At 73.7% G+C, this 17,695-nt stretch carries 14 protein-coding genes; 6 read left to right on the top strand and 8 right to left on the bottom strand.

The window, feature by feature from the left end:
- Positions 1-16 precede the first annotated feature (16 nt).
- The 4 genes from dpgA to OG295_RS33995 all read right to left on the bottom strand — a co-directional run bounded on the left by dpgA (position 17) and on the right by OG295_RS33995 (position 8,479).
- Positions 17-1,078 (bottom strand): 3,5-dihydroxyphenylacetyl-CoA synthase DpgA, encoded by a 1,062-nt coding sequence (gene dpgA / locus OG295_RS34010; protein WP_371680479.1) that lies wholly within the window; start codon positions 1,076-1,078, stop codon positions 17-19.
- Between the two features lie 50 nt (positions 1,079-1,128).
- Positions 1,129-2,292, bottom strand: coding sequence for a glycine amidinotransferase (locus tag OG295_RS34005; protein ID WP_371680478.1), 1,164 nt, complete (start codon positions 2,290-2,292; stop codon positions 1,129-1,131).
- Between the two features lie 324 nt (positions 2,293-2,616).
- On the bottom strand, positions 2,617-4,857 hold the full coding sequence (locus OG295_RS34000; protein ID WP_371680477.1) for an FUSC family protein: 2,241 nt from the start codon (positions 4,855-4,857) through the stop codon (positions 2,617-2,619).
- Between the two features lie 145 nt (positions 4,858-5,002).
- Entirely contained in the window at positions 5,003-8,479 is a 3,477-nt protein-coding gene (locus OG295_RS33995) for a M28 family peptidase (protein ID WP_371681387.1), read from the bottom strand.
- 171 nt (positions 8,480-8,650) lie between these two features.
- Here OG295_RS33995 and OG295_RS33990 point away from each other — a divergent pair, with 171 nt between their 5' ends.
- The gene (locus OG295_RS33990; protein ID WP_371680476.1) at positions 8,651-9,610 is read left to right on the top strand and encodes a LysR family transcriptional regulator; all 960 of its coding nucleotides are present in this window, start codon (positions 8,651-8,653) and stop codon (positions 9,608-9,610) included.
- Between the two features lie 53 nt (positions 9,611-9,663).
- Here OG295_RS33990 and OG295_RS33985 read toward each other — a convergent pair whose 3' ends face one another.
- Positions 9,664-10,047, bottom strand: coding sequence for a PRC-barrel domain-containing protein (locus tag OG295_RS33985; protein WP_371680475.1), 384 nt, complete (start codon positions 10,045-10,047; stop codon positions 9,664-9,666).
- Between the two features lie 150 nt (positions 10,048-10,197).
- Positions 10,198-10,539 (bottom strand): zinc ribbon domain-containing protein YjdM, encoded by a 342-nt coding sequence (locus OG295_RS33980; RefSeq protein ID WP_371681386.1) that lies wholly within the window; start codon positions 10,537-10,539, stop codon positions 10,198-10,200.
- 204 nt (positions 10,540-10,743) lie between these two features.
- Here OG295_RS33980 and OG295_RS33975 point away from each other — a divergent pair, with 204 nt between their 5' ends.
- Positions 10,744-11,487, top strand: a complete 744-nt coding sequence (locus tag OG295_RS33975; protein WP_371680474.1) for an HAD family hydrolase — start codon at positions 10,744-10,746, stop codon at positions 11,485-11,487.
- Positions 11,488-12,227: 740 nt separating this feature from the next.
- Entirely contained in the window at positions 12,228-12,635 is a 408-nt protein-coding gene (locus OG295_RS33970; protein ID WP_371681385.1) for a C40 family peptidase, read from the top strand.
- 35 nt (positions 12,636-12,670) lie between these two features.
- Here OG295_RS33970 and OG295_RS33965 read toward each other — a convergent pair whose 3' ends face one another.
- Both OG295_RS33965 and OG295_RS33960 read right to left on the bottom strand, forming a co-directional pair.
- A complete protein-coding gene (locus OG295_RS33965; protein ID WP_371680473.1) occupies positions 12,671-13,639 on the bottom strand; it encodes an SMP-30/gluconolactonase/LRE family protein in 969 nt (322 codons plus the stop codon).
- A gap of 171 nt (positions 13,640-13,810) precedes the next feature.
- Positions 13,811-14,128, bottom strand: coding sequence for an SH3 domain-containing protein (locus tag OG295_RS33960; protein ID WP_371680472.1), 318 nt, complete (start codon positions 14,126-14,128; stop codon positions 13,811-13,813).
- 148 nt (positions 14,129-14,276) lie between these two features.
- Between OG295_RS33960 and OG295_RS33955 the strand changes: the two genes are divergently transcribed.
- From OG295_RS33955 to OG295_RS33945, 3 genes are all read left to right on the top strand, one after another.
- Positions 14,277-15,641, top strand: coding sequence for a DUF2252 domain-containing protein (locus tag OG295_RS33955; protein WP_371680471.1), 1,365 nt, complete (start codon positions 14,277-14,279; stop codon positions 15,639-15,641).
- Between the two features lie 87 nt (positions 15,642-15,728).
- Complete coding sequence (locus OG295_RS33950) at positions 15,729-15,902, top strand: CsbD family protein (protein ID WP_266846015.1); 174 nt, start codon at positions 15,729-15,731, stop codon at positions 15,900-15,902.
- A 197-nt stretch (positions 15,903-16,099) separates the two neighbouring features.
- Positions 16,100-17,692 (top strand): phage tail sheath family protein, encoded by a 1,593-nt coding sequence (locus OG295_RS33945; protein ID WP_371680470.1) that lies wholly within the window; start codon positions 16,100-16,102, stop codon positions 17,690-17,692.
- Positions 17,693-17,695: the final 3 nt, after the last annotated feature.

Below are 17,695 nucleotides of genomic sequence, written 5' to 3'. Positions count from 1 at the left end.
TCTTCCTTCCGTCGTGTCACCAGCGGGCCAGGGCCATTTCGATCGTCGACCCCGGCCCCATCGTCATGAGGACGCCGTGGTCCCCGGGTCGGGTCCGGTCCTCGGCCGCCAGCTGCTGGTAGGAGAAGAGGAAGGAGCCGCTGGAGAGGTTCCCGTGGTCGCGCAGCACCCCGGTGGTGTGGCGGACGTCGTGGCGGGTGAGGCCGAGGTTGACGCGTACGGCGTCGATGACCTTCTTGCCGCCGGAGTGCACGATCCAGTGCCCGACGCGGGACGGGAGGACTCCGGAGTGGCGCAGCAGCCGGGCGAGCGCCTCCTCGGCGTGCGCGCCGACCACGTAGGGCACCAGGGGGTCCAGGGCGAAGCTGAACTTGCCGTGGTCCTCGTCCCAGTCGTAGCGCATCGCGTCGACCGCCTCGGGGATCGTGCGGCTGGAGAAGCGCAGGAGAGCGGGGCCCCGGGGGGCGGGGCGGCCGGCGGCGGGCGCGGTCACGGCGACGGCCGCCGCTCCGTCGCCGAAGAGGCTGTTGACGACGGCGGAGCGCAGGGTGCCGTCGAACACGTAGGCGGCCGAGCAGACTTCCACGCACACCATCAGCGCGAGTTCGCCGGGGTGCGTACGGGCCCAGCCGGCGACGGAGCCGAGGGCGTTGAGTCCGGCGTTGCAGCCCATGCCGACGACGTCGAGGCGGGAGCAGGCGGTGTCGATGCCCAGGTCCCGCAGGAGCAGCGCGGAGAAGCCCGGGGTGAGGAAGCCGGTGGAGGTGACGCAGCACAGGTGGCGCACGTCGGCCGGGGTGGCGCCCGTGTCCCGCAGGCAGGCCTCGATCGCCGCGCGGCCGAGGGCGAGTCCCCGCAGCCGGTGTTTGCGCAGGAGTTCGCCCTGTGACTCCACCGCGCGGGTGCCGTCCGGGCGGGCGGGCGGCAGGCTCAGGCCGCGCCGGTCGATGGCGCTGTTGCGGAAGAGGGACCGTACGCGCGGGTCGGTGATGGCGAAGGCGTCCAGCAGGTGTTCCTGGGTGTAGGTGGTGTCGGGCACGGCGGTGCCGACACCGGTGAGCCGTGCGAGGGCGGGCACGCCGTCCCCTCTCCTGGTCGGGTGCGGTGGGGTGCGGGGCGGGGCTCCCGTCAGCCGAGGTAGTCCTCGGGGCCGGCGGCGCGGACGGTGTCGAGGGTGAAGCAGTGGAAGCCGCCGCCGAAGAGCCTGCGGTGGCGGTGGCGTACGGGCACGACGGTGAAGCGGTGCTTCTCCAGGGTGCGCATCAGTTCCGGGCAGGCGTCGTTGACGAGGACGGTGTCGGGCCCGGCGGACAGGACGTTGAGGTCGATGTAGGGGCTGGTCAGGACCAGGTCGTCATCGTCGTACCGGGGGAAGTCGTCGCTCATCGGGGCCGGGGGGACGATCAGGTCCCAGGAGCGGAGGGCCTCGGGGAGCTTCTCGGCGACCGCGCGGGAGCGCACGAGCAGGGTGCCGGGGCGCAGGGCCAGGACCATGCTGTCGATGTGGCTGTCGCTGAGGCGGTGCACGCGGTGTATCCGGAAGCGGCCTTCGAGGTGGCGTTCGAGCCAGTCGCAGGCCAGGGCGTGGTTGGCGGTGGAGACGTTGACGACCATGTCCCGGCCCAGGCGCAGGACCTGGGCGCCGTCGAGCATCATCTCCAGGCCCACGTCGTACGGGGACGGGCGCGGGTCGGCGATGGGTTCGGTGGGGCCGCCGAGCGTGCTCTCGCGGGCGTAGGACAGGTCGAAGGAGGCGTCGGTCATCAGCGGGCGGGGCATGACGGTCCAGCGCGCGCCCTGCTCGAAGTACCGCTGGAAGACGGGGGTGAGGAACTGCGTCTCGAAGTAGCGGGAGCGGATCATCGGCGGGGTCTCGATGATCTCGTCACCGGCGATCAGCGTGTTGTCGCGGACGTTGAGCGGGGGCACCACGGAGGCGGACCAGGCGGGGGTGCGGACCTCGGCGGTGGCGGGGTCCACGGGGATCGGACGGTGGACGGTGACGGAGAGCGCGGCCAGGGTCGCCGCGATGCCCTCGACGTCCTCGGCGAGCTCGTCGACGTAGCGCTGCTTGATGGCGACGCGGCCGCGGCCGCCGGGGTCGGGCCGCCCGGCGGGGGTGAGGCGCGGGTAGTACCACTCGGCGCGGGTGGCGGGGGCGTTGTCCTCGGCGATGTTGTCGTGGAAGAACAGGTCGAAGGACAACTCCCGTTCGTGGGAGGTGTAGTTGAGTGCCGATCCGACGATCACCTCTTTGAGGGGCGACCACTCGTCGAAGCTGTGCAGCGGCATCGGGTCCTCCGTCGGTCGCGCCGGCGCCCGGGGCACGCGAGGGCGATCGGTGCGTGCCGGACGAGGGTGGGACACACAGCGTCCGCCGCGCGCGGAGCGGCCGGTAGGGCGCCTCCGCGGGGTCCCGCCCGGTTTCGGCCAGGCCCGCGGGCGCACGGACGGGGCGGGGGCGGCGGCCGGTCCGTCGCGGCGGCGGCGCCTGCGGCCTGGGGCTCTTCGGGGGCGGCGGCGGTGGGCGCGGCGGCGGGCCGCGGATCCCGGCCCGTGCGGGCGTGGCGCGGCCGTACCGGGATGTGTCGCAAATCCGACGAAGCGGCCGTCCGGTTACGGCTGGCGCCCCGGCCGGTCCTCGACGGCGTGGGCGGCGGCCATCCGGCCGAGGTCGGCGGTGAGCGAGTCGAGCCAGGCCGTGACGGTGAAGAAGAGCGGGGGGGCGTCGCGGGTGGCGTCCGAGGGCTCCGGGCCGCCGGGCTGCGGGCCCTCGTCGGCTTTCACCCGCGCCGCGCGGGGCTCGCCGCGACGGCCGCCCCTCGGTACGTCGAAGCGGGCGGCGGCCATCGCGAAACCGTCCGCCACCCAGGCCCCGTACGACCTGACGCGACTGCCGGCCGAGTGGTCCGGAGCGGGCTCCGGCTCTCCGGCGGCCTCCAGGACCCGGCGGGCTCCCCAGAGGACGTGGTGGCCGGCCATGAGGGCGCTGTGCCAGTCGGGACCGGGGCCGGCCGGATGCTGGGCCTCGCCCTGGTACTGGGCGTAGGCCGTCTCGGCGAGGAGCAGCGCGTGCTGGACCTCCGCGTCGTCGCGGACGGCCGGTGGTGTTCCCGCTCCCGCCGTCACGGCGCGCGCGGTGGCCGCGACCTGCTCGGCGGCACCCCTGAGCATCCTGGCCACGCAGCGGCCGAGTTCGTCGTGGGCGCCCTTCGGCCAGGCGAGGAGTCCGCACAGCATGCCGATGACGCTGCCGATGAGCACGTCGAGGAAGCGGACCTCGGCGAGCTGCCAGGTGGCGGCGGACAGCTGGGCGAAGACGACCGAGACGACCAGGGTGAACATCGCCTGCATCCAGCCCACGCCTCGCACGGGGCCCACGCAGAACGCGACCAGCATCAGCGGCGGCAGCAGGATCGCGCACGGCAGGGTGGCGCCGTCCGCGAGGGCGAGGACGACACCCGCCGCGAGGGCGCCGACGAAGGTCCCGATGAGGGCCTGGCGCACGGTGGCCCGGGTCTGGACGGCCGTGGTGCGGGTCAGGGACAGCACGGCGAGCATGGCCCAGAAGCCGTGGGGCAGGGTGTCCAGTCCGGCCACGGTGCGGGCCACGGCGAGCGCGAGGCTGATGCGTACGGCGTTCTGGAAGTGGACGGACCCCGGTTCGGCGTGCCCCGCGAGGCGGATCCACCAGAGCCGCAGGGGGTGCGCACCGGCGTACCAGAAGCGGCCCTCGGTGGTGTCGGGTACGGCCGCGCGTCCCCGGACGGCGATGTCGGCCGCCCGGCCCAGGACCAGGGCGGCGTCCGCGATCTCCACCAGTGCGGCGTGGCGCCTGCGGTCGATGGGGGCGGCGGGCTGGAGGACGGCGGTCCGTTCCCGTGCCGTGTGCAGGGCGCGGGCCGCCGCCCCGGCCTCCGCGGGTGCGGGATCCCCTGCGAGGAGGACGGCCGTCTCCCGGGTGGCCGCCGCCACCGAGCCCAGCAGGGCCAGTCCCGGGGGGTCGGGCGGGGTGCCGGAGCCGGGGGCGGGCAGGGCGCGCAGCCGGGCCAGGAGGGTGCGTGCGGCGAGGCCGGTGTGCGCCAGCGCGCGCTCGCGCAGGCCGGGGCCGGCCGGGCGCTCGGCTTCCGGGACCCGGGACGGGCGTACGGCCTCGCCGGCGGCCGTGGCCTGGCGGGCGACGTCCGCGGGCAGGGCGTAGGGCGGCCCGCGCAGGGCGGCGGCGCAGCGGGCGGCGCTGCGGGCGGCGGCGGCGGCCCGTGCCGCGTAGGAGGGTGCGCGGGCGTCGGGGAGGACGAACGCCTCGGCGAGTACGGCCAGCGCCAGGCCGACGACGGTGCCCGTCAGCCGTTCACCGAGCGTGTCCGGGGCGTACGGGGGGAAGCAGGGCAGGATGTACAGCAGCTGCAGTCCGGGGGACGCTCCGGCGGGGCGGGGTCCGGCGGCCGCGACGAAGGCCAGGAAGAAGCCGATGACCAGGGTGCCCGCGACGGCGGTCCAGGTGCGGACGGCGAGGAAGGTGCCCAGGGTCACCAGAACGCAGGCGACGGGCAGGAGCTTGAGCATCACGGCGGCCCGCTGGCGGCCGGTGCCCGGTATCCGGGCGAGGGCGGCGACGGACACCGCGGAGAACAGGGCGTAGGTGGCGCCGACCGGGCGGTCCAGGGCGTAGAGGAACACGTAGAAGCCGGTGCAGGCGGCCAGGGTGACGCGGACGGCCCGGCGCGCGGCGGCGGCCGTCGGGTCGGTGCCGGTGCGCAGCCGTTCGAGCGCCCGGGCGGGGCGCCCCGTACGGCGGGGTGCCGTGCGCGGCGCGGCGCCGGTGGCGCCCCCGCCGTCGTGCGTCTGCGTTCCCATCGCGACTCCGCCCGTCCCGCCTTGCTCGGTCCGGCCCCCGTTTCAGGGTCCCACCGCGGGCCCGGGACGGCAGCCCCGGGCAGGGCCCGCCCGGCCTTCCCCCGTGCGGGGGCGGCCGGGCGGGCCCGTCGGGTGCGGGCGGGGTTCAGCCCACCCGGAGGGTGACGTCGTCGACGACGTAGGAGGTCTGGAGCGACTGGTCCTCCGTGCCGAGGAACTGCAGGGTGACGGTCTGCCCGGCGAACCGGGAGAGGTCGTACGACTTCTCCGCGTAGCCGGTGTTCGCGTCGACGTTGGAGAGGGTCTCCAGGGTCTGGCCGCCGACCGACACGGTGAAGCGGTCGTAGACCACGTTCTCGGTCTCGTCGGTGTCGATGTGCAGGAAGAACGAGAGCCGGTACGAGGAGCAGCCGGCCGGGATCGTCAGGGACTGGGCGGCGCTGTCGGTGTGGGAGGAGCCCCAGCCGTTGAGCCACGCCATGGAGACGCCGGAGTGCGGGACCTCGCCGGCCTGGTCGGTGATGACCCCCGTGGTGGCGTTCCAGGGGCTGCTGCCGTTCTCGAACCCGCCGTTGGTGACGACCTGGGCCGGGGTGCAGGTGCCGCCACCGCCGCTGACGGTGAGCGTGTAGGTGGTGGTGTGGGTGGCGGTGCCTGATCCGGTGACGGTCAGGGTGTACGTGCCGGGAGTGGTGTTCGAGGCGACCTGGACGGACAGGGTGGAGGAGTCGCCGGACTGCACCGAGGACGGGCTGAGGGTGGCGCTCACGCCGGCCGGGGCACCGGAGACGGTCAGGGCCACGGTCTGGGCCGCGCCGCTGACGGTGGTGGTGCCCACGGTGGTGGTGGCGGAGCCGCCGGGGGCCGCGCTGCCGGCCGCGGGGCTGGTGGCGAGGGAGAAGTCCTGTGCGGGGGTCTGGCCGCCGACGGCCTGCTTCCACACGGTGTACGCGACGCCGTCGGCGCTGCGGTCGAGGACGGTGGCACTGATGTTGCCGGTGGTGTCGCAGGCGCTGTGGTAGCAGGAGTCGTAGGCGGCGTTCGCGGTACCGCCCCACTTGGTGGCCTGGGCGGCGGTCTTGCGGGCGCTGGCACCGGCCGCGTAGCCGGAGGTGGGGATGCCGGCCTGCTGGAAGGAGTAGTCGTCGCTGCGGCCCTGGCCCTCGGTGTTCTCCTCGGGGGCCAGGCCCAGGGAGGTCCAGTACGCCTTCAGCGGGGCGGCGGTGGTGGAGTTGACGTTGTTGATGAAGTAGCCGCCGTTGGGCGAGCCGACCATGTCGAAGTTGTAGTAGCCCTTGATGGCGGCGCGTTGGGCGCTGCCGAGCTGGTTGACGTAGGACTTGGAGCCGTTGAGGCCCTGTTCCTCGTCCGTCCACCAGGCGAAGCGGACGTGCTTGGTCATCGCCGGGTTCTTCTGGGCGAGGACGAGGGCGTTCTCCAGCAGGGTCGCGGAGCCCGAGCCGTTGTCGTTGATGCCGGGGCCGGCGGAGACGCTGTCGAGGTGGGCGCCGAACACGAGGGTCTGGTCGTCGGGGCCGCCGGGCCAGTCGGCGATGAGGTTGGCGGAGGGGTAGGTGCAGGAGGTGCAGTTCTGCTCGGTGACGGTGTAGCCCGCGGCCGTCAGCTTCCCCTTGATGTAGGCCAGGGACTGGGTGTGGCCGCCGCTGCCGGCGCGCCGGTTGCCGCCGTTCTGGGAGGCGATGGTGCCCAGCTGGGCCAGGTGGGCCCGTACGGCGGCGACGTCGATGTCCGGCGGGTCGGTGCCGGGGGTGGTGCCGCCGACGTTCAGTACGTAGTCGACGGTGTGGGAGGTGCCGGTGCCCTGGCCCTTGACGACGACGGTGGAGGCGCCGGGCGCGGCGTTGGCGGTGGCGGTCAGGGTCAGCACGGAGGACTGGCCCGACTGCACGGTCGCCGGGTCGAAGGAGGCGTTCACCCCGGCCGGGAGACCGCTCGCGCTGAGGGTGACCTGCTGGGCGCCGCCGGTGGAGGTGGCGGTGTTCACCCGGGTGGTGACGGAGGCGCCCTGCCGGACGGTGCCCGAGGACGGGTCCAGGGTCAGGGTGAAGTCGCCGTTCTGGCCGCTCGGGGTGCAGGTGGGGTCACCGGCCTGGGCGGGGACGCTGATGGCGTCCCAGGCGGCCTTGGTCCTGGTGAACAGGGTGCAGGTGGTGTCGAGGGACTTCGCCGAGCCGAGCGTGGCCGTACGGTACTTCTTGTACGACATGCCGCTGGTCTTGAGCAGCATGCCGCCGTAGAAGATCTTGCCGGCGTTCTGGATTCCGACGCCGGTGAGGGTGCTCTGGTTGCAGGTGCTGCTGGCGGGCTTGCCGCCGCCGGGGTTGGTGCCCTCGGCCAGCAGGTAGAACCAGTGGTTGAGCGGGCCGGCGGCCGCGTGCACCTCGGTGCCCGGTATCGCGGAGCTGTAGCAGGCCGGGTCGTTGTTGACGGCCGGCGGGTCGTACATGTTGCGGATCGGTCCCCGGCCCTGGAGGTTGATGACCTCGCCGACGGTGTAGTCGGGGGTGTCGTACGGGGACGGTTCGTTGACGTACGCCTCGGTCAGCGCGCCGAAGATGTCGCCGGTGCCCTCTCCGAGCCCGGCTTCCTGACCGCTGGTGCCACCGGGGGTGTTGCTGTCGATGGCGTGCCCGTACTCGTGGGCGACCACGTCCACGCCGGCGATCCACTCGTTGGCGCTGTTGTGGCCGATGGTGACCGAGCTGCCGTCCCAGTAGGCGTTGAGGTCGCCGAGGCCCACCTTGCCGGGGAAGCTGCGGCCGTTGCCGCTGACGCCGTTGCGGCCCAGCCACTGGCCCAGCATGTCCCACTGCTTCTGCGCGGCGAACATCAGGTCCACGCAGCCGGTTTCCCTGGACGTGGGGTTGCCGGTGCCCCAGGCGTCGGAGGACTTCGAGAAGACGCTGCCCGAGCCGTAGTCCGCGCAGCTGAGGCCGGCGCGGTTGGGGTCGCGCAGGGTGTACGTGCCGCTCGAGCCGGTGGTGTCGATGGTCACCGGGCCGGGGCCGTTCCACTTGCTGTTGCCGGTGCCGGCGACCACGTCGTCGTAGGAGTCGACGACGGATCCGGTGCGGGCGTCCACGAAGACGTGGAGCCGGCTGGGTGCGGTCCGGGTGCGGCCGGTCAGGACGGTCTCCCAGGCCAGGACCGGCTTGTCGTCCTTGAGGCGGACCACGAGGCGGCTGTTCTCGGTCCTGTCGACCGTGACGAGCCTGCCGCGGGCCGTGGACTCGGCGTCCTTCGCCGCGACCGCGGGGCCGGTCGCGACGTCGATGCGGACGGAGGAGGCGGACTGCAGGGCGCGGACCTTGCCCGCGCCGTCCGCGAGGACGACGGCGTCGCCGCCGACGACCGGCAGTCCGCGGTAGCTGCGCTCGTAGGCGACCGAGTAGAGGTCCTTCAGCCAGGGCGTGACCAGGCGCCGTTCGTACCGTTCCTGGGCGGAGTTGACCAGGGTGTCCAGGCCGCTGGCCACGGCCCGGTCGGCGGCGGCGACCGCGCGCGCGGCGGGGGTTTCCCGGTCGGCCGGTCCGGTCCGTTCCCGCTGGGCGGCCGAGGCCGTCCCGCTGAGGGCTCCGGCGAGGCTCGCGGTCAGCGCCATCGCCGCCACGCTCGCCGTCCATCTGGTGGGGTGCAACGTCCACTCCGTTCGTGGGGGGTGAGTGCTCGTTCGCCGCCGAGTATGGATGTGGACATGACGAGATTGGGACATCCCGGACGGCATAAGGTCCGGGTTATGGTGCCGTGGCGGCCCCCTGCGTAACCTGCCGGGATGCAGCTGGAGTTGAGACATCTGCAAGCCGTCTGCCGGATCGCCGAGGCGGGCAGCCTGGGCGCCGCGGCGCGGCGGCTCGGGGTGTCACAGCCCGCGCTCTCGGCGCAGCTGCGCCGGATCGAGGCGGTCACCGGCGGAGAGCTGTTCGTACGCGGCAGGAACGGCGTGGAGCCCACCGCCCTCGGCCAGTTCGTGCTGACCAGGGCGCGCCGGGTGCTCAGCGAGATGGACGCGCTCGGCGCGGAGGCGCGCGCGCTGGCCCCCGGCGCGCCGCTGCGGCTCGGCTGCATCCTGCTGGTCCTGCTCGACGGGCTCCTCGCCCGGACCGACCTGGCCATGTCCGGGCGGGAGATCACCGTGGACCTGGAGGACTCGGTGACGGCCCTGGCCCGGATGCTGGGCGCCGGGCGCTACGACGCGATCGTGTACGGGGAGGTCAACGAGCACGAGGTGCCGCTTCCCGAGGGGGTCCTGGCCCGGACCCTGATCGCGAAGGAGCCGTTCTGCATCCGGCTCTCGGCGCAGCACCCGCTGGCGGCCCTGGACCACATCGACCTGACGGACCTGGCCGACGAGCCGTGGATGACGCTGGTGGAGGACGACGACGGGGGCCCGGAGGCCCTGGTGGCCGCCTGCGCCGAGGCCGGGTTCAGCCCGCTGCTGCGCTACCGGATCACCGACCGGAAGATGCACTACGACCTGATCGCCGCGGGCCGGGCCGTGTCCCTGAGCCAGCCGACGGCCCCGGCGGCCGCGGGGACGGTGATGCGCCCGCTCGTCGGGGACCCCGTCACCGGCCGGATCCGCCTCGCCTGGAACCGGGCCGCGCTGTCGGCCCGGCAGGCGGAACTCCTCTACCGGGCGGCGGCCCGCTCCTACGTGGCCGACGTCGGCAACAACGCCTTCCACCAGGCCTGGTGGAACGCCCACCCGGAGGTCCACCCGGCGCTCGACTGACCTCCGGACGGGCCGTGCGCGGGCGGCCGGGCCTTACGCGGGCGGTGCGCCGGTCAGAGCACGCGGCCGCCGAAGGGGCCGCCGGTGCCGTGGACGCCGTTGCCGTAGTAGGTGCCCAGCCGTTCGCGGTAGGCGGGGTCGGCCAGGTGGGTGTCGCGGTGGAAGGTGGGGGCGTTCTTGATCTGGCCCCGGGTCCGGTCGACGAAGACCTTGCGCTCGGCGGTGTCGACGCTCACGACGGTGCTCGCCGGCAGCAGGACCTCCTTCCCGAAGATCCACGTCCCGGTGTCCACGACCAGGTAGGCGTCACCTGTCTCGTCGGAGTGCTTGGCGACCTTGCCCACGCTTCCGTCGGTCGCCTCCACCCTGTAGCCGATCAGGTCGGCGTCCGCCGGGCGGCCCGCGGTCGACTTGTAGCTCCACACATGTTCGGTCACGTGAACCCCGCTCCTCCGGTCGGCGGCGAAGGGCGGCGCGAGCCGCCGCCGTTCGCCGGTCTCGGCCCTCGTGTTCCCGGTGGCGGGGCCTTCACACGTGCCGGACGGCCGGGGGCCGGCCGGGCGGGCAAGAGCGGGCCGGGGCGGCGGTCAGACCTTGCGGACCACGCTGGACTTGAGCTGCATCGCGCCGAACCCGTCGACCTTGCAGTCGATGTCGTGGCCGTCGACGCCGTCGACGAGGCGGATGTTGCGCACCTTGGTACCCGCCTTGATCCCGCTCGGGCTGCCCTTGACCTTGAGCCCCTTGACGACCGTCACGGTGTCGCCGTCGGCCAGTACGTTGCCGACCGCGTCCTTGATCACCCGCTCGGCGGGCGCCGCGGCGCCGTCGTCGGAGGCGGCCGGCCACTCGTGACCGCATTCGGGGCAGACGAGGAGCGCGCCCATCTCGTAGGCGTAGGAACCGGAGCACTCGGGACAGGGGGGCATGGGGGTGTCAGTCACCGGAACAGTGTATTTCAGGCCATACGCACCGCTGGACTCCCGGACCCGTCCGGCCTCCCCGGTCGCAGCGGGCCCACCGGGCTCACCGGGCTCACGTACAGGCGGCGTGCCCAGTCCCCCTGGACGGCGTGTCCAGCCCCTTCCCCTACTCTTTCGGATCTTCACTACGTTCGACCGAGGGAGCAGGACATGACCACCCTGATCGTCTTCGACATCGACGGCACACTGCTGCGCAGCGTCCCGGCCCACGTGGCCGCGTTCGTCGCGGCACTCCGTGAGAGCGGGCTCACGGAGATCGACTCGAACTGGGGCGGCTACACCCACCACACGGACTCGTGGATCTTCCGCGAGGTGTTCCGCCGGAACACGGGCCGGCTTCCCGGCGAGGCCGAGACCAAGCGGTTCTCCGGCCTGCTCCACGAGCACTTCACGGCCGCGACGGCCCGGGAGGGCGTCGAGCAGACCCCCGGGGCCGCCGCGTTCCTGCGGGCGCTGGACGCGGACCCCGGGTACGCGGTGGCCTTCGCGACCGGCGCGATGCGGGAGGTCACCGAGGCCAAGCTGGCTCCCCTGGAGGTGACCGGACCGGTGGTGACCGCGAATGAGCACGCCTTCCGGGAGCACCTGGTCCGCGAGGCCGTCCACCAGTCCGTCGAGCGGGCCGGCGGCGCCTTCGACCGGGTGGTCTGCGTGGGTGACGGGCCGTGGGACGTGCGGGCGGCGGTGGCGACCGGCAGCCAGTTCATCGGCATAGGCGCCTCGCCGGAGCCGTTCGGCGACTGGTTCCCGCGCACGCACCTGTTCGCCTCCTTCGACGAGGTCGACCCGGGGGCCGACTTCACCCTGCTCCCGCCCGCCGGCCGGGTGGCCGGGGAGCCGGACGCGGACCGGGCGTTCACGCCCCGGCCGACGCCCTGCCCCTGCTGGAGCTGACCGCACGCCCACTCCGCCTCCACCGCGAGCACGATCCGGATCTGCCCCGGGGTGAGTCCGACACCGATGCCCGGGACGTCCGCCCCGGGGCCCGGCGCGGTGCGTGCGGCGGCCGGCCGCGCGCCCCGCGCACGGCGCCTCGGCGGGGGTGTCGCGAAGTGGACGAACTCCAAGGCGGGAAGGCGATTTCGGGAACGCCGAGCGGGGGGACAGGGCCGCCCGCGGGGCGGCGCCGGTCAGTTCGAGCACCCGCGCCGCCGACGGCTCCGGCAGGCGTTTCGATCGAACACCACTGCGAGAAGCGGGAGTTTGTGCATTCCGTCCGCGCCAGGCCGGAACGGACCAGCCGTCCTCGTGCCCTCAACGAGTCTTCCGTTATCACGAACGGCCGTGCCCATGCGCCCGCGAGCGCGCGGCGAAACCGGCAACACGCCAATGCGCGAGAATTTTTCCATTGCTTCGCGGATATTTTGCAGAACCGATACAACCCGGAGTGTGCCCGGGAAGTGAAACGCGTGTGCCATCGGAGAAAACTGGGCGGCCGTCAGACCCCAGGGACCCAGGGACCCATGTCACCGAAAGCAGGACCGTCGCAGGTATCCGACCGACCGTTGCCCGCATCCGAACGCGGAGGTATCCCGATGTCCGTATCCAGGACCGTCTCGCGTAGTTGCCGAAAGTCGCACCGGCCCGTTCGCCGCATTCCAGGATCCCGCCTCCCCCGCGCCCTCGCGCTGCTCATGCTCCTGACCGCCTCCGGCGTCGCCGGCCCCGCCTCGCCGGCCGGCGCCGTTCCCTCCTACGGCGCCAGGGCCGTGGTCGTGGCCGCCTCCAAGGAGGGCGCCCCGTACGCGCACGGCGCGACCGGGCCCGCGCGCTTCGACTGCTCCGGCCTGACGCTCTATTCCTTCCGGCAGGCGGGCCGGACGCTGCCCCGCACCGCGGAGCAGCAGTACGAACACACCGATCACATCAGCCGGGACCAACGGGTGCCGGGGGACCTGGTGTTCTTCCCCGACGGCTCCACCATGGGCCACGTCGGCATCTACGCCGGCGACGACAAGATCTGGCACGCCCCCAGACCGGGGACCCGCGTACGGCTGGAACGGATCTGGAGCGGGAACGTCCGCTACGGCCGCGCCTCGTGACCGCACAGGCGCGCACCCCCGGCCCACCAGTCGGCCTAGCGGCCGGACGGGTCGGCGCCCGCGGGCACCTCGTCGATCCGGCCGTCCACACCCGCCCGGTAGAGCCTGCCCGCCGAGAAGCCCCGGTCGCCGTGCCCGTAGGTGATCTGGGTGGACAGGTGCAGGCCCGACTCCACGGCGCACAGGGACGCGCCCTCGGCCCGCCAGATCTGTCCCGACACGTGGGTGGCGATCAGCGGGCGCCCGCGGCCGTCGAGGGTGAGCCCGTCGGGCAGGGCCAGGGCGTCCCAGGGCTCGGTGGAGAGCCACCGTCGCGGGTGCGCCGGGTCGCCCACGGGGATCCGGTACAGGCCGGGGGCGACCGTCGTCTGGACCACGTAGACCTCGGAGCCGTCCGGGGACACGGCGATCCCGTTGGGCTGCCCCACCCGGGCCCAGGCGGGGTCGACGCGCCCGTCCGGGGTGACGCGGCCGATGGTCCGGGCGCCCAGGGTGGTGGTGTACACGGTGCCGTCGGGCGCGAGGGCGACGCCGTCGATGCCGCCCAGGCCCGAGGCGTACGTGCTCACCGCGCCGGAATCCGGATCCACCAGCAGCAGCTTCGACACCGGCAGGAGGCCGCCGGTCAGGGAGTGCGCGAGGTCGTTGCCCGTCCCGACGAGCAGCCGGCCGTCGCCCCGGACCACGATCCCGCCGTTGGCTCCGATGTCACCGGTGAGCGCGACGGGGGTGCCGCCGGGGGCGTCGATGCGGTAGACCCGGCCGGTGTAGTACGCGGTGGCGAACATCCGCCCGTGTCCGTCCACGGCGATCGACTCGACCCAGTCGGGCATCCGGGCCACCTCGACGGGCGCCGGGGCCTGCGCGGCTCCGCAGGCCGGCGCCGCCTGGGCGGGGGCGGGCGCGAGGGCGCCCGCCAGCGCGGCCAGTACGGCCGCGGTCACGGCCACCCGGCCCCCGCGGCGCGGTGTGCGCGGGCCGGTACGGAACGTGCGGATCGGCATGGTCGGTCCCCCTCCGTGATCGGGCACCCTGCCCGGCGCAGTATCGGCCGAGGGGACTCCCCGCACCAGCCCCGCCCGCACCACGCGCCACTGCCCTGGCCGGAACCCGCCGGTCACCACCGCGCGGCCCGGCCCCGTGACCGCCCCGGCGGATTCAGGGGCGGGTCTGGCTCAGCACCAGGGGACGCGGGTGTAGTTGTGCACGTAGCGGGCCGATACCCAGCCCGGCTTGCCGTGCAGCCGGTACCAGATGTCGTTGCCCTCCACCCAGGCGCCCTCGGCCTGGCAGGAGAGCCGGACCTTCTGCCAGGGGTCGAGCACGCCGACCACGTGGGAGTGCGTGTTCGCGTGGGCCCTGACCTTGAGCCCGGACGTGCTGACCACGAGCCCCTCGGCCGGCGACGACGTCGCCAGCGCGTTCCCGGCGAAGAGGGTGACCGCGGCGGCCGCCGCCGGCCCCGCCCACGCGATCCTCCTGAACATGCGCATCTGCGCCTCCCCATCTCCACGGCTGACGTGCCGCGCACCGAGCGCGGCACCGACCTCGACCCTGCGCCGCCGGGCCCCGTACATCCGTACGGCGCACCGAACGGTCGCCCGATCGGCGGAGGGCCGGACCCGGTGATATGAGTGGGGGATGGAGCTGTCCGCTTCCCCCGACGACCGGACCCGGCACGGCCGCGCGCAGCGCAAGCGGCTGCCGCGTTCGGCGCACGACCGGGTCCCGACGGCGGACGAGCGGCCGGACCCGGTCGCCGTGCTCGCGGCGCAGGGCGCCGGCCGGCTGCCGGAACTGCTGCCCGTGCGGTACGCCCGGATGGCGGCGGGCCCCTTCCCGTTCCTGCGCGGCGCGGCGGCCGTGATGGCCGCCGACCTGGCGACGACGGCGGACAGCGGCCTGCGGGTGCAGCTGTGCGGGGACGCCCACCTGCTGAACTTCGGGTTGTACGCCTCGCCCGAACGCGCCCAGCTCTTCGACCTGAACGACTTCGACGAGACGCTCCCCGGACCCTTCGAGTGGGACGTCAAACGGCTGGCGGCGAGCGTGGCCGTGGCCGCCCGCGCGAACGGCCACGACGACGCGGCCGCGCTGACCGCCGCCGAGGCGTCCGCCGCCGCCTACCGGCGGAACATGCGCCGCCTCGCCGGGCTCGGGGAACTCGCCGTCTGGTACGAGCGGGTGGACACCGCGCAGGCGCTGCCCCTGGTGCGGCGCCGGCACCGCGAAAGGATCGCGGCCGGACTGGAACGCGCCCGCCGCCGCACCAGTCTGCAGGCCCTGGACAAGCTGACGGACGTCGTGGACGGGCAGCCCCGGATCCGCTACGAACCCCCCTTCCTGGAACCGGTGGACGATCTGGACTCCACGACCGTGCGGAACGTGTTCCTCGACTACCGGGAGTCCCTGCCGGAAGAGCGGCGCCTGCTGCTGGACCGGTTCGCGGTGGTGGACGTGGCACGGAAGGTGGTGGGCGTCGGCAGCGTCGGAACCCGCTGCTTCGTGGTGCTGCTCACCGGCCGGGACGCCGGAGACCCGCTGTTCCTCCAGATCAAGGAGGCCGGTCCGTCCGTACTGGAGCCCCACGCCGGGGCGTCCGCGCAACGGCACGCGGGCCACCGGGTGGTGGCCGGGCAGCGGCTGATGCAGGCGGCGACGGACATCTTCCTCGGCTGGGCCACCGGTCCGGGGGGCCGGCACTTCTACTGGCGCCAGCTGCGCGACATGAAGGGTTCCGCCGACGTCGCCGCCATGGACCCCGTGCTGCTGCAGGAGTACGCGGCGCTGTGCGGCCGGACCCTGGCCCGCGCCCACGCCCGGACCGGTGACCGGATCGCGATCGCGGGCTACCTGGGCACCGGGGACGTCTTCGACCGGGCCGTCGCCCGCTTCGCGCTGGCCTACGCGGACCTGACCCTCGCCGACCACGCCGCGCTCACGGCCGCCCTGACCGACACCCCCACCCCCACCCACGCCGCCCGCCCGTCCGCGAAGGCATCCTGACGACCGGTCCGGCTGACGTTTGCGCGCCGCGATCCCGGTCAGACGCGGGACGTACGGTGTTCCCGTCCCCCCAGGGAGTGATCAACTGTGTCGAACCAGGAGAAGGGCCGCGCGAAGGCCGAGCAGGCCAAGGGCAAGGTCGAGGAGACGGCGGGCCGCGCGGTGGGCAACGAGCGCCTCACGGCCGAGGGCCGCGCCGAGAAGGCGAAGGGCGACGCCCGCCAGGCCAAGGAGAAGATGAAGGACATCTTCAAGCGCTGACCCGCGCCGTCGGCGTCCGCCGCGGTCCCGGACCCACGGAGGTCCGGGACCGCGGCGTTTCCCCACTCCGCGGCCACCCGCACCCCCCACTCCGCGACCGCCCGCACCCGATCTCACGCGCCGTGACGCTCCGGTGACGGTCCGGTCACGCACGGTCGGCAGACTGCGGGTCAGCCGACAGTGAGAGGGGACCGGCCGTGCCCGTCAGCCCCACCTTCCCGGGTGTGTACATCAACGAGGTCAAGAGCGCCGTGCACACCATCACCGGGGTGCCGACGTCCGTGACCGCCTTCGCCGGGGCAGCCGTGCGCGGCCCGACCGACCGGCCGGTGCACATCACCAGCTTCGCCGACTACCAGCGGCTGTTCGGCGGGGTCGTCCCGCGCAGTCCGCTCGGGTACGCCGTCTACCAGTACTACGCCAACGGCGGGAGCGAGGCGGAGATCGTCCGGCTGGTCCACACCGGGGACGGCGACGACACGAAGAACGCCAAGGCCTCCACCCTCGTCCTCGCGGGTCCGCGCCCGGTCACGCTCGTCGCGCGCGGCGAGGGCCTGTGGGGGGACTCCCTGTACGCGCGGGTCGACCACGACACCAGCGAGACGCCCGCGGCCGGCGCCCCCCGGACCCTGTACAACCTCACGGTCCTCGACAGGGGGACGGGCGCGGTCGAGCGCCACCTCAACATCAGCTCCCATCCCGACGACGCCAACTCCCTCGACAAGGCCCTGAGTTCGTCCGCCCTCCTCACCGTGCCGGCCACGAACCCGGTCCTCGACGCGGTCCCCGCCGCGCACGAGGCGATCACCCCGGCCGACCCCAGCCAGGACCCCTTCGACGAGGCCAAGCCCGCCCGCCACACGAAGGCCGGGGGCGGTGCGGACGGCTCCGCGCCCGGCCTGTCCGACTACCAGGGCGGCACGACCGGGCAGGCCGCGAAGACGGGCCTGTACCAGCTCCTGAAGACCGACATCTTCAACCTGCTCTGCCTGCCCGGGGCCCCACAGGCCGCACTGGCACCCGCCGCGGCCCTGTGCGCGGACCGGCGCGCGATCCTGATCGTCGATCCGCCCGCCTCCTGGACGGGCATCGAGGCCGCCGTCAACGGGATGACCGCTCCCCCGGTGACGGGCGACGCGGCGAAGAACGCCGTCGTCTACTTCCCCCCTCTGGTCATTCCCGACCCGGCGGCGGGCGGAGTCCCCACGACGGTCCCGCCGTGCGGCACGGTGGCCGGCGTCATGGCCCGCACCGACGTACAGCGCGGCGTGTGGAAGGCCCCGGCCGGCACCGACACCTCCCTCGCCGGAGTGACCGGGCCCGCGCTGGCCATGACCGACCTGGAGAACGGCCGGCTCAACCAGCTCGGGGTGAACTGCCTGCGCTCCTTCCCCGTACTCGGCCCGCTGGTGTGGGGCGCGCGGACGCTGCGGGGCGCGGACCGGCTGGCCGACGAGTGGAAGTACCTGCCGGTGCGGCGGTTCGCGCTGTTCGTGGAGGAGAGCCTCTACCGCGGCACCCAGTGGGTGGTCTTCGAGCCGAACGACGAACCGCTGTGGGCCTCGATCCGGCTGAACGTGGGCGCGTTCATGAACGGCCTGTTCCGGCAGGGGGCGCTGCAGGGCGCGACGGCCCGGGAGGCCTACCTCGTCAAGTGCGACCGCGAGAACAACCCGCAGAACGACATCGACCGGGGCATCGTCAACATCGTCGTCGGCTTCGCACCGCTCAAACCGGCCGAGTTCGTGATCATCCACATCGAGCAGCTCGCCGGGCAGCTGCAGGTCTGAGGA

Source organism: Streptomyces sp. NBC_01276 (genome assembly GCF_041435355.1).
Classification (GTDB): domain Bacteria; phylum Actinomycetota; class Actinomycetes; order Streptomycetales; family Streptomycetaceae; genus Streptomyces.
The sequence above is the reverse complement of the archived record's forward strand: the minus strand, read 5'-3'. Positions and strand labels throughout refer to the sequence as shown.

Bases quoted from the DNA above. Each gene is read 5' to 3' on its own strand.
- OG295_RS33965 (WP_371680473.1), bottom strand. From the start codon at position 13,639: ATGCCGATCCGCACGTTCCGTACCGGCCCGCGCACACCGCGCCGCGGG.
- OG295_RS33980 (WP_371681386.1), bottom strand. From the start codon at position 10,539: ATGCCCCCCTGTCCCGAGTGCTCCGGTTCCTACGCCTACGAGATGGGC.
- OG295_RS33970 (WP_371681385.1), top strand. From the start codon at position 12,228: ATGCTCCTGACCGCCTCCGGCGTCGCCGGCCCCGCCTCGCCGGCCGGC.
- OG295_RS34005 (WP_371680478.1), bottom strand. From the start codon at position 2,292: ATGCCGCTGCACAGCTTCGACGAGTGGTCGCCCCTCAAAGAGGTGATC.
- OG295_RS33960 (WP_371680472.1), bottom strand. From the start codon at position 14,128: ATGCGCATGTTCAGGAGGATCGCGTGGGCGGGGCCGGCGGCGGCCGCC.
- OG295_RS33975 (WP_371680474.1), top strand. From the start codon at position 10,744: ATGACCACCCTGATCGTCTTCGACATCGACGGCACACTGCTGCGCAGC.
- OG295_RS33990 (WP_371680476.1), top strand. From the start codon at position 8,651: ATGCAGCTGGAGTTGAGACATCTGCAAGCCGTCTGCCGGATCGCCGAG.
- OG295_RS33955 (WP_371680471.1), top strand. From the start codon at position 14,277: ATGGAGCTGTCCGCTTCCCCCGACGACCGGACCCGGCACGGCCGCGCG.
- OG295_RS34000 (WP_371680477.1), bottom strand. From the start codon at position 4,857: ATGGGAACGCAGACGCACGACGGCGGGGGCGCCACCGGCGCCGCGCCG.
- OG295_RS33995 (WP_371681387.1), bottom strand. From the start codon at position 8,479: ATGGCGCTGACCGCGAGCCTCGCCGGAGCCCTCAGCGGGACGGCCTCG.